Annotated in this window: 17 protein-coding genes and 1 pseudogene; 3 read left to right on the top strand and 15 right to left on the bottom strand. The window is 69.8% G+C overall.

Translation table 11 applies throughout. From position 1 onward, the window contains the following. Positions 1-50: 50 nt before the first annotated feature. The 3 genes from gpmI to PO78_RS01670 all read right to left on the bottom strand — a co-directional run bounded on the left by gpmI (position 51) and on the right by PO78_RS01670 (position 3,302). On the bottom strand, positions 51-1,703 hold the full coding sequence (gene gpmI / locus PO78_RS01660; protein WP_043741690.1) for a 2,3-bisphosphoglycerate-independent phosphoglycerate mutase: 1,653 nt from the start codon (positions 1,701-1,703) through the stop codon (positions 51-53). Between the two features lie 181 nt (positions 1,704-1,884). Further along, the gene (locus PO78_RS01665) at positions 1,885-2,229 is read right to left on the bottom strand and encodes a hypothetical protein (protein WP_004312780.1); all 345 of its coding nucleotides are present in this window, start codon (positions 2,227-2,229) and stop codon (positions 1,885-1,887) included. Between the two features lie 56 nt (positions 2,230-2,285). After that, positions 2,286-3,302, bottom strand: coding sequence for a class I SAM-dependent rRNA methyltransferase (locus tag PO78_RS01670; protein ID WP_043741691.1), 1,017 nt, complete (start codon positions 3,300-3,302; stop codon positions 2,286-2,288). A gap of 242 nt (positions 3,303-3,544) precedes the next feature. Between PO78_RS01670 and PO78_RS01675 the strand changes: the two genes are divergently transcribed. Continuing rightward, a complete protein-coding gene (locus tag PO78_RS01675; protein ID WP_043741692.1) occupies positions 3,545-3,814 on the top strand; it encodes a hypothetical protein in 270 nt (89 codons plus the stop codon). A gap of 123 nt (positions 3,815-3,937) precedes the next feature. Here PO78_RS01675 and PO78_RS01680 read toward each other — a convergent pair whose 3' ends face one another. From PO78_RS01680 to PO78_RS01695, 4 genes and pseudogenes are all read right to left on the bottom strand, one after another. Next, entirely contained in the window at positions 3,938-4,894 is a 957-nt protein-coding gene (locus tag PO78_RS01680) for a LysR family transcriptional regulator (RefSeq protein ID WP_043741694.1), read from the bottom strand. 34 nt (positions 4,895-4,928) lie between these two features. Further along, complete coding sequence (locus PO78_RS01685) at positions 4,929-6,023, bottom strand: FUSC family protein (RefSeq protein ID WP_043741695.1); 1,095 nt, start codon at positions 6,021-6,023, stop codon at positions 4,929-4,931. A 61-nt stretch (positions 6,024-6,084) separates the two neighbouring features. Continuing rightward, complete coding sequence (locus PO78_RS01690) at positions 6,085-6,732, bottom strand: RluA family pseudouridine synthase (protein WP_043741697.1); 648 nt, start codon at positions 6,730-6,732, stop codon at positions 6,085-6,087. A 122-nt stretch (positions 6,733-6,854) separates the two neighbouring features. Next, a pseudogene (locus tag PO78_RS01695) lies at positions 6,855-8,387 on the bottom strand (OprD family porin). Positions 8,388-8,638: 251 nt separating this feature from the next. Between PO78_RS01695 and katG the strand changes: the two are divergent. After that, positions 8,639-10,813, top strand: a complete 2,175-nt coding sequence (gene katG, locus PO78_RS01700; RefSeq protein WP_012584218.1) for a catalase/peroxidase HPI — start codon at positions 8,639-8,641, stop codon at positions 10,811-10,813. A 330-nt stretch (positions 10,814-11,143) separates the two neighbouring features. Here katG and PO78_RS01705 read toward each other — a convergent pair whose 3' ends face one another. Beyond that, positions 11,144-11,665 (bottom strand): M48 metallopeptidase family protein, encoded by a 522-nt coding sequence (locus tag PO78_RS01705; RefSeq protein WP_043741699.1) that lies wholly within the window; start codon positions 11,663-11,665, stop codon positions 11,144-11,146. After that, entirely contained in the window at positions 11,662-12,540 is an 879-nt protein-coding gene (locus PO78_RS01710) for a methylated-DNA--[protein]-cysteine S-methyltransferase (protein ID WP_043741701.1), read from the bottom strand. Before PO78_RS01710 ends, PO78_RS01705 begins: the two co-directional genes overlap by 4 nt. A gap of 328 nt (positions 12,541-12,868) precedes the next feature. Between PO78_RS01710 and PO78_RS01715 the strand changes: the two genes are divergently transcribed. Then, a complete protein-coding gene (locus PO78_RS01715; RefSeq protein ID WP_043741703.1) occupies positions 12,869-13,183 on the top strand; it encodes a monooxygenase in 315 nt (104 codons plus the stop codon). A gap of 63 nt (positions 13,184-13,246) precedes the next feature. On the opposite strand, the gene PO78_RS01720 is transcribed toward PO78_RS01715, so the two are convergent. From PO78_RS01720 to PO78_RS01745, 6 genes are all read right to left on the bottom strand, one after another. Beyond that, complete coding sequence (locus tag PO78_RS01720; RefSeq protein ID WP_043741705.1) at positions 13,247-16,075, bottom strand: Hsp70 family protein; 2,829 nt, start codon at positions 16,073-16,075, stop codon at positions 13,247-13,249. Between the two features lie 10 nt (positions 16,076-16,085). Beyond that, a complete protein-coding gene (locus tag PO78_RS01725) occupies positions 16,086-17,933 on the bottom strand; it encodes an Hsp70 family protein (RefSeq protein WP_043741707.1) in 1,848 nt (615 codons plus the stop codon). Next, a complete protein-coding gene (locus tag PO78_RS01730) occupies positions 17,930-18,484 on the bottom strand; it encodes a DUF2760 domain-containing protein (RefSeq protein WP_043741709.1) in 555 nt (184 codons plus the stop codon). The genes PO78_RS01725 and PO78_RS01730 overlap by 4 nt, the downstream gene beginning before the upstream one ends. A gap of 91 nt (positions 18,485-18,575) precedes the next feature. Next, a complete protein-coding gene (locus PO78_RS01735) occupies positions 18,576-19,922 on the bottom strand; it encodes an NYN domain-containing protein (protein WP_043741711.1) in 1,347 nt (448 codons plus the stop codon). A gap of 201 nt (positions 19,923-20,123) precedes the next feature. Beyond that, the gene (locus PO78_RS01740; RefSeq protein ID WP_043741713.1) at positions 20,124-20,804 is read right to left on the bottom strand and encodes a DUF4276 family protein; all 681 of its coding nucleotides are present in this window, start codon (positions 20,802-20,804) and stop codon (positions 20,124-20,126) included. A 2-nt stretch (positions 20,805-20,806) separates the two neighbouring features. Beyond that, positions 20,807-22,201 (bottom strand): AAA family ATPase, encoded by a 1,395-nt coding sequence (locus tag PO78_RS01745; RefSeq protein ID WP_052484339.1) that lies wholly within the window; start codon positions 22,199-22,201, stop codon positions 20,807-20,809. Positions 22,202-22,231 lie beyond the last annotated feature (30 nt).

Consider the following 22,231-nt stretch of genomic DNA (forward strand, 5'->3'; position numbering starts at 1 on the left):
GACTCCGACCACGAAGCCGGGGAAGGGGCGGCGCCCGGTGGCCGTAGCCATCACTTCACCTCCAGCAGGCTGTCGTCCCACTTGTCGTGCTTGTGCAGGCCGAGCAGGTTGGCCACCGTGGCGGCGATGTTCGACAGGCCGGCGGTCTCGAGCGGCTTCAGGCCGAGTTTGCCGCCGCTGACGTTGTCGTAGAGGATCAGCGGCACCGGGTTGAGCGTGTGCGCGGTCTTGGCCTTGTAGCTGCCGTCCTTGTTCTGCGCCGGCTGCCTGGTCTTCTTGTCGAGCTCGAACATCTCGTCGGCATTGCCGTGGTCGGCGGTGATCAGTGCCACCCCGCCGGCGGCGTCGATCGCCGGCAGCAGGCGCGCGAGCGCCAGGTCCACCGCCTCGATCGCCATGGTCGCGGCGCGGAAGTTGCCGGTGTGGCCGACCATGTCCCCGTTGGCGTAGTTGCAGCGCAGCACCTTGAACCGGCCGGACTGCAGCGCGGCGATCATCGCGTCGGTGATCTCGGCTGCCTTCATCCACGGGCGCTGCTCGAAGGGCACGACGTCGCTGGGGACTTCCTGCCAGGTTTCGCCGTCGAACTTGTTCGAGCGGTTGCCGTTCCAGAAGTAGGTGACGTGGCCGAACTTCTGCGTCTCGGAGCAGGCGAACTGGGCGAGGCCGGACTTGCTGAACCACTCGCTGGAGGTGTCCTTGATCGCCGGCGGGGCAACCAGGAAACGCTTGGGCAGTTGCAGGTCGCCGTCGTACTGCAGCATGCCGGCGTAGGTCGTGCGCGGATGGCGCACGCGGTCGAATGCGGTGAAGTGCTCTTCGACGAAGGCGCGCGTGATCTCGATCGCGCGGTCGCCACGGAAGTTGTAGAACACGACCGCATCGCCGTCCTCGATGGTGCCGATCGGCCTGCCATCCTCGGCAACGATGAACTCGGGCAGGTCCTGGTCGATGGTGCCGGGGTGCTTCTCGCGCAGGCCGTGCACCGCGTCGGTGGCGCTGGCGAACTGCGGGCCTTCGCCCAGCACGTGGGTGCGCCAGCCGCGTGCCACCATCGGCCAGTTGGCGTCGTAGCGGTCCATGGTGATGGTCTGGCGGCCGCCGCCGGAGGCGATGCGGGCGTCGAAGCCGGCAGTGCTGATGTCCTTCAGGAAGGCCTCGAAGGGCACGACGTAGTCGAGCGCGCTGGTCTCGGGCACGTCGCGGCCGTCGAGCAGGGCGTGGATGCGTACCGTGGGCACGCCCTCCTCCTTCGCGCGCAGCACCATCGCCTTGAGATGGTCGATGTGGCTGTGCACGTTGCCGTCGGAGAACAGGCCGATGAAGTGGAGCACCCCTGCCTTTCCGTTGGCTCCCGTCTTGGCGCCGGCGACGATCTGCTGCCAGGCCTCGCCCTGCCAGATCGCGCCTTCGGCGATCGCGTTGGCGACCAGTGCCGCGCCCTGCGCATACACCTGGCCGGCGCCGATGGCGTTGTGGCCGACCTCGGAGTTGCCCATGTCGTCGTCCGACGGCATGCCCACCGCGGTGCCGTGGGCGCGCAGCACGATGTTGGGGTACTGGGCGAACAGGCGGTCGAGCGTGGGCTTGCGCGCGGCGTCGATGGCGCTGCCGACCTCGTGCTTGGGAATGCCGTAGCCGTCCATCACGATGACGACGACAGGGCCCTGGACGCCGGCGAAGGCGGGGAATTTCTGCAGCATGGTCGCTTCCTGAAGGAGAAATCCGGGGCCGGCGGGGCAGCGGGGCTGCGGACCGGCCAAAACCATATTTTCCGTCAAATCCGCAGCGGATTTTCATGCGCGTTGTTTATCGGCCCAATGACTTCTTTCCGCGCACCTCCCGCGCCGAGACCGCATGCGGCGCGATCGGGATCCGCAAGGCTCAGGCTTCGGGCTGGCGGCGCTGCTCGGCCTCGAGCCACAGCGCGCGGCCGAAGGCCTTCCAGACCGGTCCGCCATGGCTCTCGATGCCGACGCCGGCGCTCTCTTCCATCGTGCGCAGCATCAGGCTGGCGAGGCCGAAGAGCGTCACCTTCGCCCCCAGCTCGTGGTCGTCCGGGCTGGCCGCGGCCTCGCGGATCCTGTCCTGGGAGTGGTCCAGCGCCTCGCGCGCGAGCGCCCTCACCTGGGCCTCGTCGGACCAGTCGATGCCGAGCGCGACGCCCATGTGCTCGATCTCGTCCTCGATCTTGCGGGTGGCTTCCTGATAGTTCTCGAATCCTGCCATGACCTCTCCTGGGGCGTGTCCGGTGGATGGGCGGTGGCGGCGTGCCGGCGCCTTGCTCAAACGCGCAGCAGCACCACCTTCAGCGGCGGGTTGTCGTCGCGGCTGGGAAAGTCCGCCTCGGGGCTGATCCATTCGGCCTCACGCACCGCACGGCCCGCCTTGCGGGCGCTGCGCTCGAGCTGCTCGAGCCAGTCCTCGCGATCCACGCGGGCGACGTTATTGCAGCAGATCAGGGTGCCGCCCTCTTCCGTGGCGAGCAGCGCGGGCTTGAACAGCGCGGCGTAGTCGTGCACCAGGTCGACCACGCCGAAGGGGCTCTTGGCGTAGCGCGGGGGATCGAGGAAGACGAGGTCGAAGCGGTGCGGCGCGAGCTCGGGGAAGGGCGGCAGGTGCTTGCCGCGCACCATCTTCGGCTGACCGATGCCGGCGTACTGGCGCAGCGCGGCGAAGGCGTCGGACTTGATGAAGCGCACCCGGATCGGCAGCTCGTTGAGGCGTGCGTTGTCCTTGCCGACCGCGAGGGCGGACTCGGCGAAGTCCACATTCACCACGTGGCGCGCGCCGGCCCTGGCTGCGGCGATGCCGACACCGCAGGTGTACGCGAACACGTTGAGCAGGGACTTGCCCGCGGCCTCCTGCATGACGCGGCGGCGCGCGGCGCGCAGGTCGAGGAACAGCCAGGGGTCCTGCCCGCCATGGCGGGCCTGGAAGCGGTAGCGCACGCCGAGCTCGGAAAACTCCGAAGGCTGCTCGGCGAGGGCCTGTTGTTCGGGCGGAAGGGGATTGGCGACGCGCGAGTTCTTGCCGCTGCGGTCGTTCCACACCAGCGCCAGGCCGGGCAGGGCGGCGGCGTAGAAGGCCTCGAGCTCGGCCAGCTGCTCGGCGCTGAGCGGGCGATGGAAGGTCTGCGCCAGCAGCACGCTGCCGTAGCGGTCGACCGTGATGCCGGGCGCGCCCTCGACGGTGCCGTGGAAGAGGCGCCAGGCGTCGGTGTCTTCGGCAGCCAGCTGTGCGATCAGCGGTGCGCGGGCGGCGAGCGCGGTCGAGAGCAGGTCGGTGAGGGTGGAGGACATGGCGGGTTCCTGCGCGGGGCGCGCCAGTATGCCCGAAGCGCGCCGGCCCGGGCTGGCGCCTGTCCTGCCCCGCGGGCAGTGCGACCAGCGGGCGTCGTCACGCGTAAACAAAAACCTTACGCCCACGGAAATGCCTGTCTATTCGGACGGTCCATCGTCCCATAAGATTTGTGCACTGCAAGAGGCGTGCAACCAGGCTCACCGGCGCGCGGCCTTCGACGAAATTCACGGGAGTTCTCACCATGCAAGCCCCCAAAATTCTGCCCTGGGTTGCCCGCAAGGCCGGCATCAGTGAAGGTGATGCCCTCGATGCCTGGCGACGCGCCTTGGTCGATGCGGCCGCGTACGTCGGCGTGCGCAGCGGCGCGACCTTCGATCGCGTTGCGGTCGATCGCTTCGTCGCCCTCGCCCATGCCCGCGCTACCGTCCTGTCGGCACGCGCCGCGCGCCCGGCGCCCAGCGTGACCCGGCGGTGGCCGCCGGGCGCGGTCGCGCAACGCTGCGCCGCCTGAGCCTGCAAGGGCGTGGCGTGGTGCCACGCGACCGCCTGCAAATCCTTTCTGGTCTCCCTCCTCCACTTCAATGTGGTTCATGCCCGCAGCTTGCGGGCATTTTTTTGCCGAGGTTGATGCAGATCAGCCCTCCGGCGTCCGTTCGACCGAGTTCATGATGCGCTTGAGCGCGGGATCGTCGGTGGCCACGCAGGTCCGGGTGGCGTCCTCGAAGCAGTCGATGAACAACTGCCCCGCCGCGCTCAGCGTATCGTTGCGGCGGACGATGATGGCGGTGTGCATTTCGGGCAGCGGGTTGCGGATCGGCAGGGCCTGCACGCGCCCGCGCAGCAGCGGGGTCTCGAGCAGCGGCCAGGGGCAGATGGTGAGCATGTTGCCGACCTCGAGCATGCTGATGGCAACCAGCGCCGAGCGCGCGTAATGCACACGGTGCGGCGGCGGCGCGATGCCGTGAGGGGCGAGCAGGTTGACCAGCGGCTCGTCCTGGCCGGCGCCGAGCATCGTCAGCACCCAGTCCTGGTCGACGAGCTCCTCGAGCGAAGTGGCGCTGGCCAAGGGATGGCCGAGGCGGCCGACGACGGCCAGATCGCAGCGGAACAGCTCGCGCGTGTAGAAGATCGACGCCTCCTGGCGTGGTGGCGGAATCGCGATCACCAGGTCGAGGGTGCCGTCGCGCAGCAGCGGATGGACCGTGCCCACCGCCTCGGTGACGTCCAGATGCACATCCGGGCGCAGGGCGTGGAAGCGGGCCAGGGCGTGGGGAAGGATGGACTGCGCGACCCAGGGCGTGACCCCGATCGTCAGCGAGCCACCGGTTGCGCCGCGGATCTGCGCGATCTCGGCTTCGGCGCGGCTGACCTGGCCGAGGATCAGGCGGGCGTGGATGAGGAACTGTCGTCCGGCGTAGCTCAGCACCGCGCCGTGCGACTCGCGCGTGAACAGCGGCGTCCCCATCGCCGTCTCGAGTTCGCGCAGGGCCTGGCTGACGGCGGCAGCCGAGACCCCGAGTGCCGTTGCGGCCGCGCGCACGCTGCCCTTGTCGGCCACGGCGAGGAAATAGCGCAACTGGTTGATTTTCATCGGTGCTGGCGGTGCGGTTACGAACTGAAGCCGGTCAGGATGGCGGCTGGCGTGGGATCAGCCGGCGCATCGGGTTGCCGACGAGCGTGCGGAAGCGTGCGCTGTGCAGGCAGATGCCGCCCACCAGGCCGACGACGCAGCCGAGCAGGGTGTCGGTGAAGCGCGACGCGATCAGCTCGGCGAGCGGCGCGTGGCCCAGGGTGGCGGCCTCGGCGAGCAGGATCGTGAGCGGAGTGATGAAGATCACCGCGAGCCCGTAGTGGCGCACCACCAGGCTCTCGATCACGAAGACGAGCAGGATCACCAGCAGCGCGATCCGCCACGCGTCGAGCGGCAGGCTCAGCAGCCACCAGGCGAAGAGCATGCCGATGGCTGTGCCGAGCACGCGCTGGAGCTGGCGGTTCCACACCGCGCGCAGCGAGACGCCCTGGATCACCGCCAGGCAGCTCACCGGCACCCAGTAGGGGCGGTCGAGCTGGAGCGCCTGTGCGATCGCCAGCGACAGGCCGACGAAGGCGCCGATCACCACCGAATCGAAGACGACGAAGTCGAAGGTCGGCGGCTGCAGCGGCGGCACCGCATCGGCCGGCTGCAGGCGCAGGACCTGGAGGCTGTAGACGAAGGCGATCAGGCTCGCGAGCAGCGCGCCCATCGTCAGCAAGCCCACGCGCAGCGGGATCTCCTCCACCGTCCCGGGCGTGTAGGCGCCGATCGCCGCGGCCATGACGAAGAACAGGCTGCCCGGGGGGCCGACGCGATAGAAGCGGCACACCATGGTCACCAGCATCGCGATCAACGCCAGCACGCCTACCTTGGCCAGCGGCAGGAAATGCGTCATCAGCCCGAGCGCATAGCTCGCCGCCATGCCGAAGGCGCAGGCCATCAGCCACACCATGCGGTGCGACATCGGCGTGTTGGGGAGGTAGAGGAGCGCGAGCCCGCCGATCGACGAGATCAGTCCGTATTCGAGATGGCCGAACCATGCCCCCACCATCAGCGGCAGGCCGGAGGCCAGCGCGGCGGCGAAGGCCAGTTGCCAGCGCCGGGTGCTGGGGGTGAACGCGGTGAGGTGGTGCCACTCGGTGCGCAGCAGGTCTGCGACGCGTTGCAGCGGGGAGCGGATCGTCATGCGCTTCTGCCGGTCGAGGGCACGATGTATAGCACGCCGCGGGTGGCAAGGGGGAGCGGCTTCAGAAGGGCGCCGGGCTGTCGAGCAGCATCGGTACGCGGGTGTGCGGATGCATGAAGGCGATGCGGGTGGCGTGCAGGTGCATGCGGGCGAAGCGGGCGGCGGACTCGGGCGGAGCGTACAGCGCATCGCCGAGGATGGGGTGGCCGAGGGAGAGCAGGTGTACGCGCAGCTGATGCGCGCGTCCGGTGACCGGCTTGAGTTCCAGCCGGCTGATGGCGTCGGCGTCGTGTCCCTGGCGATCGAGTACGCGGTAGCGGGTGAGCGCGCGCCGGCCGCGCAGTGGATCGACGACCTGGCGGGGGCGGTGGTCCGCGTCCTCCGCGAGCGGCAGGTCGATCTCGCCGTCGTCCCGCGCGAGATGCCCGTGCACCACGGCCACGTACTGCTTGCCGACGACGCGCTGCTCGAAGGCGAGGCTCATGCGGCGCAGCATCTCCGCGCCGCGCGCGAACAGCACCAGACCGGAGGTGGCGGCGTCGAGCCGGTGCACGATGCGGGCATCGGCCCAGCGCGCCTGGATGCGCGCCGCCAGGCAGTCGTCACGGCCCGGCCCGCCCGCGGGGACGGAGAGGAGGCCAGCGGGCTTGTCGACGACGAGGAGGAACTCGTCGATGAACAGGACGGGTGGGCAGGCTTCGGCAGACATGGTGGAACGGGCCTCCGGGAGCGTCCGCGCGGGATTCATCAAGAAAAAACGGGAGCCAGGGCTCCCGTTTGCACGACCGTGCAGCGTGTCGGCCGTGACCGATGCGCTGCGCATGGCGTGGGTCAGAACACGCTGAAGGGGTAGTCGAGGAAGACGCGCACTTCGTTGCCGCTGGAGTTGTAGGCACGGGCGTTATCCGAGACGCGCAGCGTCGATGCGCGCAGGCGGACGTTCAGATCCTTGGCGGCGCCGCTCTGCACCTTGTACGACAGCTGGTTGAAGAGCTCGTGCTCCTTGCCATCCGTGGTCGTGCCGACGTCGATGTCGTGGCCGCGGACGTAGGCGATGCGGTAGCTCAGGCCGGGGATGCCGTACTCGGCGAAGTCGACCGAGTAAGCCACCTGCCAGGACTGCTCGTCCGCAGCGTTGAAGTCGGACCAGTAGGAGTTGGCCAGCCAGATCGAGCCGCCGCCGTCACCGATCCATCCCTCGCTCTGGTAGAAGCCGTAGTTGTAGTCGATGTCGCCATTGTTGCGCTGGTAGGCCAGCGTGAAGGCATGCGGGCCGGTCGCGTAGGTCGAGGCCAGGCTCCAGATGCGGCTCTTGCCGGGCTGGAAGTCGGCGTCCTGCTTGGTGCGGTAGCCGTTGAAGTCGAAGGTCAGCGAGTTGCTGGCGATCGGCAGCACATAGTTCAGGTTGAGGTACTGGCGCTTGAGCACGTCCTCGACGTCCGAGACTTAGAACGCGCCGCTGAAGGCGTCGTTGAACTTGTAGCTCGCGCCGATCACGTCAATGCCCTTCAGGCCACCGCTGTCACGACCCTCGTCGCTCTTGCGCGACTGGGCGTGGAAGGTGCCGGCATTGAATTCCAGGCCTTCGATCTCGGTCGAGGTCAGCATGGTGCCGGTATAGCTCTCGGGCAGCAGGCGGGAGTTGTCGTGGCTCAGCACCGGCAGGTTGGGGCGCAGGTCGCCGTAAGCGAGCACGGTGTTCGAGAAGCGCAGCTTGAGGGAGGCGCCACCCTTTGCCACATCCTTCTCCGGCATGCCGGTGCTGTCCTGCTTGAAGAAGTCGATCCCCCAGTTGCCTGCGCGGTCGCGGGAGCCATCGAGGCGAACCGCATAGGCGGCAAATGCGTCCACACCGAATCCGACCGTGCCCTGTGTGAAGCCCGACTCGAAGTTCGCGATCGCACCCTGGCCCCATTCGCCACTGTCGTGGCGGCCGCCCTTGTAATCACGATTGATGAACGCGTTACGCAGCAGCACGTTCAGCGAGCTGTCCTCCACGAGACCCTTCGCCTCGGCCTGCCCGGCGGCGAATGCGGGCGTCGCGCTCGCGAGCCCAAGAACGATCAAACCTGCCAACTTCTTCGACATGTTGCTTTCCTCGATGGTGTCCGTTGTCTTTTCCAGCCTGCCGGCGGGTCGTGCCCGCGGGAGAGGGGGCGCGATTCTCGCATTTCCGGCGCGAAGCGGTGCGGCGGGTTGCAGGAAAATGACAGTCCCTGGCCGAACAAGGTTGGCGACCCCGGAGTGTCGGGTTTTCTTACACCCGGCTATGGAGAAAACTGCTCGAACTGGGTAGCCAGGCTGGGTTTCGTGCGCGCGACCGGCAGGGCGTTCGCACCTCTGCTGGACGATGTGGAGCCGCATGAGCGGAACGCGTTCCGCAGGCCAGCCGGATAAATTTTATTGTGCACCGCAACGTCGGAAGATAGCCTCCGTCAATTCTCTCCATTGCTTCCAAAGCGCCCGATCTTTGCTAGTCTGAGCCTGTCAGCAGCGGTTTTCGGCCGTTTCCGGCCTTGTTCCGCGATCGTGGAGCGAGCTTCGGAAGCGGTTTTCTGCGAGGCGCGACCGCCCCTCGCAATCAGTCTGCGTAGCAGTCACAGAGGGAGAATCAGATGAGCGAGAACAGCACGAACACCGCCGGCAAGTGCCCGGTGATGCATGGCGGCAATACCGCCGCCAAGGATGCGGTGATGGCGTGGTGGCCCAAGGCGCTGAACCTGGACATCCTCCATCAGCACGACCGCAAGACCAACCCGCTCGGCCCGGGCTTCGACTATCGCGAAGAGCTGAAGAAGCTCGACGTCGACGCGCTCAAGAACGACCTCAAGGCGCTGATGACCGACAGCCAGGAATGGTGGCCGGCCGACTGGGGCCACTACGGCGGCCTGATGATCCGCATGGCCTGGCACGCCGCCGGCACCTACCGCATCGCCGACGGTCGTGGCGGCGGCGGCACCGGCAACCAGCGTTTCGCGCCGCTGAACTCCTGGCCCGACAACGGCAACCTCGACAAGGCGCGCCGCCTGCTGTGGCCGATCAAGAAGAAGTATGGCAACAAGATCAGCTGGGCCGACCTCATCATCCTCGCCGGCAACATGGCCTACGAGTCGATGGGCTTCAAGACTTTCGGCTTCGCCTTCGGTCGCGAAGACATCTGGCATCCCGAGAAGGACATCTACTGGGGCTCCGAGAAGGAATGGCTCGCCCCCAGCGGCAGCGAGGGCTCGCGCTACTCCGGCCAACGCGACCTCGAGAATCCGCTCGCCGCGGTGATGATGGGCCTGATCTATGTGAACCCGGAGGGCGTCGACGGCAAGCCCGACCCGATCAAGACCGCCCACGACATGCGCGTGACCTTCGCCCGCATGGCGATGAACGACGAGGAAACCGTGGCGCTCACCGCCGGCGGCCACACCGTCGGCAAGGCGCACGGCAACGGTAGCGCCGCCGTCCTCGGCCCCGCGCCCGAAGCTGCGGATCTCGAGGAGCAGGGCTTCGGCTGGATGAACCACACCACCCGCGGCATCGGTCGTGACACCGTGACCAGCGGCATCGAGGGCGCGTGGACCTCGCATCCGACCAAGTGGGACAACGGCTACTTCGACATGCTCTTCAAGCACGACTGGTGGCTGCAGAAGTCGCCCGCCGGTGCCTGGCAATGGGAGCCGGTGAACATCGCCGAGGAAGACATGCCGGTGGACGTGGAAGACCCGTCGATCCGCCGCAAGCCGATGATGACCGACGCCGACATGGCGCTGCGATTCGACCCGGCGTACCGCAAGATCGCAGAGCGCTTCCGCAACGACCAGGCCTACTTCGAGGACGTCTTCGCGCGCGCCTGGTTCAAGCTCACCCACCGCGACATGGGCCCGAAGGCGCGCTACCTCGGTCCCGACGTGCCTGCCGAAGACCTGATCTGGCAGGACCCGGTGCCCGCCGGCAACAAGACCTACGACGTCGCCGCGGTGAAGGCGAGGATCGCCGCCGCCGGCCTGTCGGTCGGCGACATGGTCGCCACCGCCTGGGACAGCGCACGCACCTTCCGCGGCTCGGATTACCGCGGCGGCGCCAATGGCGCCCGCATCCGCCTCGCCCCGCAAAAGGACTGGGAAGGCAACGAACCGGCGCGGCTGGCCAGGGTGCTGGCGGCCTACGAGAAGATCGCCGCCGAGACCGGCGCCAGCATCGCGGACGTGATCGTGCTCGGCGGCAACGTCGGCCTGGAGCAGGCGATCAAGGCCGTCGGCTTCAATGTCGAGGTGCCCTTCGCCCCGGGTCGAGGCGACGCCAGCCAGGCGCAGACGGACGTCGAGTCCTTCGAGGTGCTGGAGCCTGTGCATGACGGCTTCCGCAACTGGCAGAAGAAGGACTATGTGGTCCAGCCCGAGGAAATGCTGCTCGACCGCGCCCAACTGCTCGGCCTGACCGCGCCCGAGATGACCGTGCTGGTCGGCGGCCTGCGCGTGCTCGGCACCAACCACGGCGGCAGCGGGCACGGCGTGTTCACCGACCGCGTCGGCGCGCTGACCAACGACTTCTTCGTCAATCTGACCGACATGTCCTACAGCTGGAAGCCCACCGGGCGCAACAGCTACGACATCGTCGAGCGCAAGAGCGGCGCGAAGAAGTGGACTGCGACCCGCGTCGATCTGGTGTTCGGCTCCAATTCCATCCTGCGCGCCTACGCCGAGGTGTATGCCCAGGACGACAATCAGGAGAAGTTCGTGCGCGACTTCGTCGCCGCGTGGACCAAGGTCATGAACGCGGATCGTTTCGACCTGCGCTGACGCGGTTCCCGCCTGCAGCACCCTCCCGCCCACACCGTGCAGCCGCGCGGTGTGGGCGGTTTCGTTCGGGGACGGCCGGGATGTGCCCTTCGCCACGTCGTGTCGAGCCGTGCCGGCCGATCGCGACTCGCGTCGCTCCCACGGAAAACCGCCGTGCAGGCCGATCGCGACTTGCGTCGCTCCTACGGAAAACCGCCGCGCCGGCCGATCGCGACTTGCGTCGCTCCTACGGATAGCCGCCGTGCTTCCGCCGTGCCCGGTGGGAGCGACGCAAGTCGCGATCGTGCGGTGCGGCCGCGACGCGCGCTGCGTATCTGGACTCCGGCATCCCTACGCCCCCCACAGCGCCTCGCCGCCCGCGTCGCGGTAGCTCAGGTAGGTGCGCAGGTCGAACTCGTACTGGTGATAATCCGGCTCCATGTGCAGGCAGAGCTGGTAGAAGGCCTTGTCGTGCTCGCGCACGCGCAGGTGGGCGAGTTCGTGCACCACGATCATGCGCAGGAAGGCCTCCGGCGCGGCGCGGAACAGCGTGGCGATGCGGATCTCGCGCTTGGCCTGGAGGCGCGAACCCTGCACGCGCGAGATCGCGGTGTGGGTGCCGAGCGCGTTGCGGATCACATGCAGGGTGTTGTCGAAGCGCACCTTGGCGAGTGGCGGCGCGCTGCGCAGGTGGGCGGCCTTGAGCGCCTGCACGTAGTCGTGGAGCGCGCTGTCCGAACGCACCGCGTGCCCCTGCGGATAGCGTCGGCGCAGCGCGTCGGCCAGTCCGCCCTGCTCGATCAGCGTTCTCACCTGATGCACCAGCGCCGGTGGGTAGCCGGCCAGGTAGTCGGGGCTGCGCCGCGTGTTCAAGTGGCCTCCCAGGCCAGCATCGCCAGCTTGCGCTCGCGGCCCCAGCGGAACTCGCCCGCGTCGCCGTCCGCGCGGATCAGGCGATGGCAGGGGACGAGGTAGCCGAGCGTGTTGGCCGCGATCGCGCTGCCGACGCTGCGCGGTGCAGCCGGCATGCCGAGCAGGGTGGCGAGCTGGCGGTAGGACATCAGGCGGCCGGGCGGGATGCGCATGAGGGCGGACCAGACGCGGACCTGGAAGGGCGTGCCGCGCAGGATCAGGTGAACGCCGCCTGGGGCGGGGTTCGCCGCTTCGGCGGGCGCGGAAGCCCCGGTGGCTGCAGCCACCGGGGTGGAAGGCGCGCGCGACGGGAAGATCCGCTGCGCCAGGCGGTGTGCGTGCGCATCGTCGCGCACCGGCGCGGCGGCGGACCAGAGGCTGCGTAGCTCGACGAGCAGGGCCGCCTCGTCACGACAGCGAAAGGCGAGATGGCACACGCCGCGGGTGGTCCACGCCAGCAGCGCGTCGCCGAAGGGCGTGGCTGCAAGGCCGTGGCCGAGTGCGACGGTGCGCCCTGAGGCGGGGGGCATCGGCTCCCAGGTGAGCGGCACGGCGCGGGCCAGGTCCGACGGTGCGGGATCGCCGGCGTCGCGCTCCGGGAGCCGCTCCGGCGTCGGCGACAGGCGCTCGCGTGCATACGCCCGCCCCAGGCAGTGCAGGAAGCGCTCGGGCGTGATCCCCGCCCATTCCGCGAGCACCTGCTGCCACTGCCCGAGATCGAGGCCAAGCGCCTCCGCGACCGCCCCGGACGGTGGCGTGTGGCGGGGGCGGGCGCGCACGAAGGCGATCGCGCGGGCGATGGTGTCGTAGTGCAGGGCAGCGGAGTCGGTGGACATGGCGGGTGCGGGTGTGATGGGTGACAAGGCGGGGTGGCCTTGCGGTCGACAATGGTAGCCGGCCTGGCCGGCGAGGCTTGTGCAGGACGCGCTGCTATCGCGACTGGCGTCGCTCCTGCGGGCGCTCCGGAAACCTGCCCGGTTTTCCATAGGAGACGCAAGTCGCGATGCGTCGGTTCGTTTGGCGCCGCGACCGGATACCTGCGCCGCGACGGTAGAATGGCCGATGAATCCGGAGCCGTCCTGAACCGTGCGAACGTCGCGGTCCACCCTCCCGGCGCGACCCGGCTTGCCTTCCGTTCCGACCCCGACGCACAGGAGATCGCGCGTGCCCATCCTTCTTCAAGTCGATTTTCCCTATGCCGGCCCCTGGGGCGAGGACATGGCGCAGGCCATGCGGGGCCTGGCGGAGTCCATCGCGCAGGAGCCCGGCCTGCTGTGGAAGATCTGGACCGAGAACCGCGACAGCGGCGAGGCGGGCGGGATCTACCTGTTCGCCGACCGCGCCGACGCCGAGCGCTACCTGGCGATGCACCGCGCGCGCCTGCTCGGCTTCGGCGTGCCCGAGGTGCATGCGAAGCTGTTCGAGGTCAACGCGCCGCTGTCGGCGATCGACCGCGCGCCGCTCGCCGGCCTGCAGTGACCGGATGGGCGCCGTCGGCATCGAGCCGGCGACGGCGCGCCCTCCTCCCTCCACCGCGCAGCGCTACAGCAGCCGCAAGCCCGGCGGCAGCGCTTCGCCGAAGCTGCGGCGGCGGTCGGCGTCGTCGAGGCTGACGACCTCGCGCACCATGGTGATCCAGCTCTGCGGGGCGCGGAGGGCGGCGAGGCGGCGCGCGACCTCGTCGCGCAGTTCGGGCGCGAGGTCGCGCGCGCGGTCGCCGGTGAGGCGGGCGAGCTGGGCGGCGGCGAAGGCGGCGGGCTCGACGACCTTCCAGTCGAGCGCGAGCACGGCCTGCAGCCACTCGGCGGCGGTCTCCGGCGGCACCACGTTGTGTGCGCTGCCGTAGAGCGACTCGCGCGCGCCGACGCGGCCGAGCGCCCACCAGGTGTGGGCCTTTTCGGCGGGGCGGGCGAGGCGCTCGAGCAGCCACTTGCCGACCTCGATGCGGTGCATCGCCGGCACGCGTTCGAGGGCAGCGGCCAGGCGCACCATGTCGTCGTAGCTGCCCTGCACCGGGTCGCCGCGGCGGCGGGCGGCGTCGGTGTCTTCGAGGTGCTCGGCCAGCACCTCCAGGACCTGCAGCTGGCGTGCCTCGTCGAGGCCGCCGGCGCAGCGCCGCCACAGCGTCCACCACTCGCTCCAGTTGTTGCCCTCGCGCACGTACTGCAGGCCCTGGCCGAACAGCGCCCACAGCTGGTCGACGCGCCAGTCGTCGAGCGCCGCGCCGAGGCCGGGGCGCAGGCAGTAGCCGGCGAGGTTGAGCCACACGCGCTCGTGCTCGGCCGAGCGCCGGCGCCGGCGCGCGCGCTCGAGCAGGGCGTCGAAGAGCGCGCGCAGCAGCGCCATGTCCCAGTCGTCGCGGCGGCCGAGCACACGCTCGAGGCGGGCGCGCAGCTGGCGTACCGCCTTAGCGTCGAGTTCGCGCGCCTGCCCGCCGAAGACCTCGTCGATGAGGGCGATGGCCTGGGCGAGGCGAGGATGGGCGCCGGCCGCGGCCTCGGTGGCGGGCGTGTCGGTCTCGGCGCGCACCTGGAAGGCGAGCTGCCAGCGTTGCGTGTCGTCGTCGATCGCCACGCACTGCATCTCCAGCGTGCCGACCTCGGTCAGGCAGGCGACCAGGCGCACGGCGACGTTCTCGCGACGTCCGGCGGCGGTGGCGGGCAGGCGGGCGGCGAGCGGGGGCAGGTGGATGAAATCGTCGGCGTCGAGCTCGACCAGCTCGCCCGCCTGCCACGCGCGGTCGCCGGTCGAGGACACGAGGTGGAAGCGCACCGGCTGGCCGAGGCGCAGCGCGAAGCGACGCTCGGGGAGCGCGACCTCGGTGCCGGATTCGGTGCCGCGCGGCAGCACGCAGATCGCGCGCGCGGCCTCGCCACCCGCCTCCAGCACCAGGAAGTAGCTGCGTGCCGAGCCGCCGCCGATGCCGGGGCCGCTGCGCGCCGCGCGCACGAGCGCGAAGGCCACCGCGCCGCGGGCGACGGCGAGGTCGGGGGCGTCGTTGTGCAGCACGCGCGGGGGCGCGCCGCGCCAGTGTGCGAGCAATCCTTCCAGGCGGGCGGAGATCGCGTCGGCGCGGAACACGCCGCCGTTGAGCAGCAGGGTGTCGGGGATCGCGAGCGGGGCTGCGGCTTCGTCCGCATCTCCGTCGGCATCTCTGCCCGCGCCCGGACCGGGCATCCCGAGCGCCGCGCGCGAAACCTGGCCGTGGCGGCGCAGGAAGGCGGCGAGGTGGCGGCTGATCGCAGGGTCGGCGGGATAGGGCAGGCCGAACTCGACGATCGCGGCGCGCCGGCGCGCGGGTGCCTCGTCGGCTCCGACCAGAGGCAGGAAGCCGTCCACCACCAGGCGCAGGACCTCGTCGCGGCGTAGCGCGGTCGAGCGCGCCGCACCGATCAGGCGCGAGCCGGCGCCGAGCAGGGTGACCTTGAGTTCTTCCGGCGCGTCCGCGGCGAGCAGCTGCTCCTTCGCCGCGCGGCAGCGCTGCACAAGTTGTGCGAGCTGTGCGGCGGACAGGCGCTCGCCGCCGGCGAGCAGGCGCTTCTCCACCAGGTGGGCGAGCGCCAGGTCCATGTTGTCGCCGCCCAGCATCAGGTGGTCGCCGACGCCGATGCGGGTCAGGCGCGGCGGCGAGAGACCGTCCGCGGCGGGCTCGACCTGGATCAGGGTGAGGTCGGTGGTGCCGCCGCCGATGTCGCACACCAGCAACAGGCGGGACTGCGCGAGCTCCGCGGCGAGTTGTTCGCGGTGGCGGAACAGCCAGTCGTGGAAGGCGGCCTGGGGCTCTTCGAGCAGGCGCAGGCGCGGCAGGCCGGCCAGCCGCGCCGCCTCCAGCGTGAGGGCGCGCGCACCCTCGTCGAAGGAGGCGGGCACCGTGAGCACGATGTCCTGATTTTCGAGCGCGGCCCCGGGATGCTGACGGTTCCACGCCGCGCGCACGTGGGCGAGGTAGCTCGCGCTCGCCACCACCGGCGACACCCGCGGCACGTCCTCGGCCGCGCCCCAGGGCAGGATCGCGGCGTTGCGGTCGACGCCGGCGTGCGAGAGCCAGCTCTTGGCGCTGGCCACCGCACGCCCGGGCACCTGGGCGCCGAGCTCGCGGGCGTATTGACCGACCACCGCCTCGCCGAGCACCGCCGGCGGCGCGCCCTGCCCCTCGCCGGCGCTCGCGACCAGGCGCAGCGTGGCGGGGTCGAGCTCGCCCGCGGCGGGGTGGTAGCGCACCGAGGGCAGCAGCGTGCGCGCGGCGAGCTCGCCGCGGCCGACGAGCTGCTCGATCTCCAGCACCTGGATGCGGTCCTCGCCTTCTGCGGCGAAGGCGACCACGGTGTTGCTGGTGCCGAGGTCGATGCCGACGGTGTAGCGCGTCGCCACGCGAAGGACCTCAGGCTTCTGCGTTACCGCGCACGTCGAACTGCACCTTCCAGCGCGCGCTGCCGTCCACCGGCAGGGCCTCGAGCTCGAGCGTGCCGGTCTCGGTGACGCGGGCGTGCAGCTTCACGCGCACGACCTCGCCGGGGCGGCGGCCTTCGGTGGGAAGGGTGGCCTCGATCTCCTCGAGCTCCTGCAGCTCGTCGGGCTGCCAGAAGTCGAGCAGGGTGCCGACCTCGTCCTGGCGGCGCACCGAGGAGCCGAAGAAGCGGAAGCGCACCGGCTCGCCGACCACCAGGCCGAACTCCTGCGCGGGCAGGGCGGCCTCGCTGCCCTCCTCCATGCCGAAGGGGGCGACGCAGAGGGCTTCGAGCGGCGGCTCCATGCCCGGGATGGCGGGCATCGAGGACTCGATGCCGACGTAGTAGGCGCGCGCGGTGCCGCCGCGGATGCGCACCCCGCGTCCGCGGCGCACGTAGCCGTAGTAGGCCGCGCCGCGCGCCACCGCGAGGTCGAGGTCGGCGCCGCCGAGGAGCCGCGCCGGCGCGGCGCCGTCGGCGGCGAGCCAGTCGTTCAGGGTGTCGAGCACGCGCCCGGCGATCAGCCCGGACTTGAGCACGCCGCCGTTGAACAGCACCGCGGTGGGGTGCAGGAAGACGCTCTCCTCGGGCTGCGCGGCGAAGCCTTCGAGATCGGCGGTGGCGCCGAGCTGGCGGGTGAGGAAGGCGGCGAGGTGGCGGGTGACCGCCGCGTCCTGCGCATAGGGCAGGCCGAGCTGGGTGAGCGCGGCGCGCGCCCGCGTGATGGGCATCTCGGTGACCGCGACGCGGGGGAAGAAGCCCTCGACCAGGGTGGCGACCAGCTCCTCGCGCCGCACCTCGGTGCGGATCGAGCCGCCGATCAGCTTCGAGCCGCGACTCGGCACCACCACCGGCACGCTGTCGAGGTCGGAGTCGCTCAGCAGCGCCTCCTTGGCGCCGCGGCAGGCATGGGCGAGCGCGCGCGTCTGCCAGGGGTCGAGCCGGGTGCCCTGCTCGGCGAGCTTGCGCGTGACCGTGTAGGCCAGCGCCAGGTCCATGTTGTCGCCGCCGAGCAGGATGTGCTCGCCCACCGCCACGCGGTGCAGCTCGAGGTTGCCCTCGCGCTCGAGCACCGCGATCAGCGACAGGTCGGTGGTGCCGCCGCCGACGTCGACCACCAGGATCAGGTCGCCGGTCTTCACTTCCTTGCGCCACTGCCCGGCGCTGCGCTGGATCCAGCTGTAGAGCGCCGCCTGCGGCTCCTCGAGCAGGGTGATCGGCGGGTAGCCGGCGGCCTGCGCGGCCTCGGCGGTGAGCTCGCGCGCCGCGGGGTCGAAGGAGGCCGGGATGGTGACGGTGACGTCCTGGGCGTCGAAGGGCGCCTCGGGATGGGCGGCGTTCCAGGCCGCGCGCAGGTGCGACAGGTAGCGCACCGAGGCGGTCAGCGGCGAGATGCGCGCCACCTCGGGCGGCGCCTCGGCGGGCAGGATGTCGGCGCGGCGGTCGACGCCGGGGTGGCACAGCCAGCTCTTGGCGCTGGCCACCAGGCGGATCGGCGTGGCCGCCCCGCGGTTGCGGGCGAACTCGCCCACCGCGTGATCCTGCGTCGCCCCCCAGGGCAGGCTCAGGTCGCCGGGGGCGAGCTCGTCGGCGTGCGGCAGGTAGAGGAAGGAGGGCAGCAGCGGGCGCGCCTCGATGCTGCCCGGGCCGGTGAGCTGGGGGATCTCCAGCACCTGCTGCGCGGCCTGGTCGCCGTCGCTGGCTTCGAGGTCGACATAGGAGAGCGCGCAGTGGGTGGTGCCGAGGTCGATGCCGAGGGTGTAGCGGGCGGGGGCGCTCACAGCTCCACCTCCGCCTGGGCGATCACGCTGGCGTCGTGGCCTTCGGCCAGCGCCGGCAGGCGGGTGTCGGTCACGCGCCAGCCGCGATGGCCGAGGGTGCCGGTGAAGGGCGGCTTGCCCACCACCTTGCCCGTGAGGCGTACGGCCGCGGCGTCGAAGCCTTCGGGCAGGGTGAGGCGGCTGCCTTCGGCCTCGTCGCGCACCGGCGCGATGGCGAAGTGCTCGTCGAGCACCTTGCGGCAGCCCTCGTGCACTACGCGCGCGGCGGCGCCGATGTCGGCATCCGAATAGGCGGCGATGTTTTCCTGGACGAAATCGATGAAGCGTGCGTCGCGCTGGAGCAGGCCGAGCAGCTGCAGCGCGGCCTCGGGGGTGGTCTCGCGCACGATGGCGGGCTGGGCGGCTGCGGCGGCGTCCTCGGTGCCGGCAGCGGCCTCGGTGTCTGCGCCTTCCTCGCGCAGGCGGACGAGGCGGCCGGCGAGCTCGGCGCCGAAGAGGACGGAGAAGGCGAGGCCGATGCGGCGGAAGAAGGAGGGGTTGCGACTGGCCATGGGGGTGGTCCTCGTGCTGGATCTGTTGCGACGCAATATAGCTCAGAAGCGTGTGGGAGGCGGAGTCGAGGGCCGCGGCACCCGCATCGGCTCACTGCCCGCTGCGGGTGGGAGCCGGATGGGTGCCGAACCAGCGCGCGATCGCCGTCTCGGCCGCGCGGTCGAGGATCATCTGCTCGCGCAGGCAGAGCGAGCGCACGTTGTTCGCCGTCTTGGTGGCGAGCGTCGCGGCGCGGTCCTGCCCCTCGCCGAAGGCGTGGCCGCGCATCAGCAGTCCGCGCAGGATCCAGTTGACGTCGAGCCGGCTGCCGCCGAGACCGGCTTCGCGCAGGCGGTCGCGCACGCGCTTGCCGGTTTCCTTGAGGTCGAAGGGATGGCGGCCGACGTCGTCCGCGATGATCGAGAACAGCGCGCGGTATTCGGCCGGGCCGAGCAGGGGGACGCCGGAGACCTCGTGGATCTGCATGGCGAGCGGCAGGATGTCCTGATCCTCGCCCCAGTCGGGCGTGACGCTGCCGTCCTGCATGCCGGCGCCGGAGCGGGCGGGATCGAAGACGAAGCCGCCGCTGTTGCTCCAGTCGAAACGCAGCGGCGCGAGCTCGAGGCTGTCGACGAACCTGCGGAAGCTGCCCTTGCCGTTCCAGTCGGCGGCGAGGGCGGGGTGGCGCGTGGTGATCAGGCTCGCCAGGCGGCTGCAGGGGACGGGCGCGGCCGAGCGCGCAACCTCGACGCGCATGGTCTCGACGATCTCGGCGAGGTCGTGGTCGAGGGCGTCGGCGCCGCTGGAGAGCGAGGCCGGGGGAACGCTCCGGGCCGCTTCCGGCGACGCCTGCGCGAAACGTGCGCTCGCTGCGAGCGACAGGCTTTCCGGGGTGACGTCGGCAGGGGGCGCGCCGGCGCCGGGCGCCTCGTCCTCGTCCTTGAAGCCGAGGGCGTTGCGGACGAACTCGTCGGGGTCGATCAGCAGGTCGGCCGAGGCGCGATAGGCCGCGGACGGAAAGCCGATCGCCAGCACCGTGGTGCGCCGATCCCAGCGCCGCAGCTTGCGCAGCACCGGGGTGAAGTCCGCGTCGGCCGAAAACACGATGAACTCGTCGTAGCGGGCCTCGTGCTGCAGCAGGTCGATGATGTCGAGCACCATGTGGATGTCGGTGCTGGTCTTGCCCTCGCTCGTCAGCGCGGGGCAGTCGATGATCTCGAAGCCGGCGAGGTTGAAGGACGGGCGGAAGCGCTGGTAGGCCTGCGGGTTGAGGTAGCAGCGCCGCACCAGCAGCCGGCGGCGCGCACCGGCGGGGGCGTGGTCGGGCAGCTCGAGCGCGCCGATCACCCAGTTCACCCACTCCAGGGGCTGGCGGGCGAAGCGGTCGGCGATGGCGGGGTCGAGCTTGCGCAGGCCGGAATAGACGTTGTCGAAGTCGACGAAGAGGGCGCTTTTCAAGATGTCTCGCGGGGATGGGGGGTCAGGTAGGGCTCGTGGCCGGGCCGTGGGGGCGGGCGTCGTGTGGTGGCATTTCTGGAAGTGTGATTCAGTTGAAACAAGCACTTGCGTGCTGAACTGTCGAGCCTGCGGACGGGAAGCGCTCAGTCACGGGAGGAGATTCTGACCGAGCGGACGGCAAAGCTGAGCGTTGTGGCTGGATTAGCTCCTGAGCTCGCTGAGGATCCCGAGCCTTCTCATGCCCAGGCGCAATTCCGTCTCAAGTGCCTGGAACCCCGACAGGCGCCGCAATCGATCCAGCGACACAGCTTCGCCAAGCGCATTCAACATCGGAGAAACGCCTTGCCGTCGTTTCCGTGAGCTTGGGTTGGTCTTCAGAAAGGCGAGGTGCAAGGTCCTCTTCGGATCACGTGTTGTTTCCACATCTGCGGCGTTGCGCGGTAACTCCAGCACCTCGTCGGATAGGGGGGTACCGAATACCCTGCGAATCGCATCGCCATCTGCAAGCGCCCATGACTCCGTTTCGCGTATCGGGACCACCGCGATGGCGAGACCATCATTGGGAAGTTCCTGAGCGAGCCTGTCGATGGCGGGCTGCGCGCACGTCGCACGGGCGCGCTCCGCACTCCCTGCGCCATCAGTGTGAATGAAAACGATGCGCCAGGCGCCCCGCGCTTCGCGAGCAGCTTCGATGATCCGTTCCTCGCGTGGGGCGTCCTTCATTCGTGCGGGTTCGTTCAAGGAGATGACCTCCTCGCCGAACTCCACCGACTGGTTCGCCTCGTTCAGGCAGATCTCTTCACAGAGGCGAAGCAGCAAGGGGCGCAGGAAGTAGTAGTCGGTGGGGCCTTCGGCATAGAGCGCCAGTCCGAGGTAATGCATCCTCAGCCCTCCGCCGCCACGGTATCGAGCACTTTGCGCACCTCGAGATCGGAGACGATGCCTTGCGGATTCGCGTCGTCCCCGAACAGGGCGGCTTGCGGTCTGGAGTGAATGGGCCGAAGGCGCGTCTTGCGGCGCTGCTCCTTGCGTGCGGGGTCGGTCACCACGGCCGTGTCGGCAAACAGCACCGCACCGTCGACGGGGCGTCGATTCGCGTCGAGGAGGGCGGACAAGACCACCGGCGAATGGCTGTTCAGTAGCAGTTGGCTGAGCGGTGGGCTGTTGTCTTCGGCGTCGTACTCGGCTGGGTCGGTGACGATGTCCCTTAGTTGCTGAACGAGCTGCTTGATGCGGCCGGGATGCACGCCGTTCTCCGGTTCCTCGAAGCAGATCAGGCCCCGATGGCGCGGGTCGTGCAGCAGGGTCAGCAGGGCGAGGATGCGTAGCGTGCCGTCCGAAATGACACGCGAGGTGAAGGGCAGGCCGTCGCGCATCGTGAGTTCGATCCGGTATTCGCGGCTCGCCTCGTGCAGCCTGGCGTCGAGATGGGCAATCCCCGGGATCAGGTGGTTCAGTTCCGCCGCGATGTCGCTCAGTACCCCATCCGGTTTCTCGGCACTCGCGGTTTCGGCCTTGAGTTGAGTCAGCACCGCGGCAAGGTTGGAGCCATCCGCATCGAGCATGTCCGATGCCGTCGCCGGGACTGGACGCCGCAGCAGTGCGGGGTCGAGCTGCAGCAGGCGCCAGTGGCGCATCTCCTCTCGCAGGGCGAAAAGGTGCGGAAACTCGGCGTTGGTCACGCTGTACAACACCGTTGCCTCGGCCGCGCTTGCGGGTCGATTGCGCCCTTGCTTGCCGTCCTGATGGATGCTGAAAGCCAGGCCTTCGTCCGTCTCGTCGGTCGTGAGCCACGGCTTCAGGCGCGTGTACTTCAGATACGTCGAACGAAAGTCCTTGGTCGGGTTCACTGCCTTGGCCCAGCGATCGTCCTTGCGCATGATGGGGGTCACGCACTCCCGTGCCACCTGAATCCGCTCGATCCCGGGCTTGGTCTGGCGCCGCTCCAGCGTCACCTCATAGCGGAGCCGCGTGTGCGTGATCTTCACCTCGCTACCCCACGGGTCGCGCACCAGAGGGTCGACGAGCACCTCGGCGGCGATGCGGATCTGGGTGCTGCGGCCCGATGGCGTCAGGCGGAACAGCTCGAGCGGTTCGCCGCGCATGTCCTTGACCGCCTCGGCGACGTCGCGCGTGGCGAGCAGAGAAAGCAGCCGGATCGCGTCGAACAGATTGCTCTTGCCGGCGGCGTTGCTGCCCAGCACGACCGTGAAGGGCAGAAAGTCGATCGTGAGGTTCTCGAAGGTCTTGAAGCCGTCGATTTCGAGGCGGGTCAGCATGCGGCGGTCCTTCTCGGCGTGGATCTTGAT

This window comes from Thauera sp. SWB20 (genome assembly GCF_000831325.1).
Taxonomy (GTDB): Bacteria; Pseudomonadota; Gammaproteobacteria; order Burkholderiales; family Rhodocyclaceae; genus Thauera; species Thauera aminoaromatica.

Excerpts from the sequence above, each read along its gene's own strand:
- gpmI (WP_043741690.1), bottom strand. The coding sequence starts at position 1,703 with ATGCTGCAGAAATTCCCCGCCTTCGCCGGCGTCCAGGGCCCTGTCGTC.
- PO78_RS01685 (WP_043741695.1), bottom strand. The coding sequence starts at position 6,023 with ATGACGATCCGCTCCCCGCTGCAACGCGTCGCAGACCTGCTGCGCACC.
- katG (WP_012584218.1), top strand. The coding sequence starts at position 8,639 with ATGAGCGAGAACAGCACGAACACCGCCGGCAAGTGCCCGGTGATGCAT.
- PO78_RS01740 (WP_043741713.1), bottom strand. The coding sequence starts at position 20,804 with ATGCATTACCTCGGACTGGCGCTCTATGCCGAAGGCCCCACCGACTAC.
- PO78_RS01665 (WP_004312780.1), bottom strand. The coding sequence starts at position 2,229 with ATGGCAGGATTCGAGAACTATCAGGAAGCCACCCGCAAGATCGAGGAC.
- PO78_RS01670 (WP_043741691.1), bottom strand. The coding sequence starts at position 3,302 with ATGTCCTCCACCCTCACCGACCTGCTCTCGACCGCGCTCGCCGCCCGC.
- PO78_RS01730 (WP_043741709.1), bottom strand. The coding sequence starts at position 18,484 with ATGGCCAGTCGCAACCCCTCCTTCTTCCGCCGCATCGGCCTCGCCTTC.
- PO78_RS01675 (WP_043741692.1), top strand. The coding sequence starts at position 3,545 with ATGCAAGCCCCCAAAATTCTGCCCTGGGTTGCCCGCAAGGCCGGCATC.
- PO78_RS01680 (WP_043741694.1), bottom strand. The coding sequence starts at position 4,894 with ATGAAAATCAACCAGTTGCGCTATTTCCTCGCCGTGGCCGACAAGGGC.
- PO78_RS01745 (WP_052484339.1), bottom strand. The coding sequence starts at position 22,201 with ATGCTGACCCGCCTCGAAATCGACGGCTTCAAGACCTTCGAGAACCTC.
- PO78_RS01690 (WP_043741697.1), bottom strand. The coding sequence starts at position 6,732 with ATGTCTGCCGAAGCCTGCCCACCCGTCCTGTTCATCGACGAGTTCCTC.
- PO78_RS01710 (WP_043741701.1), bottom strand. The coding sequence starts at position 12,540 with ATGTCCACCGACTCCGCTGCCCTGCACTACGACACCATCGCCCGCGCG.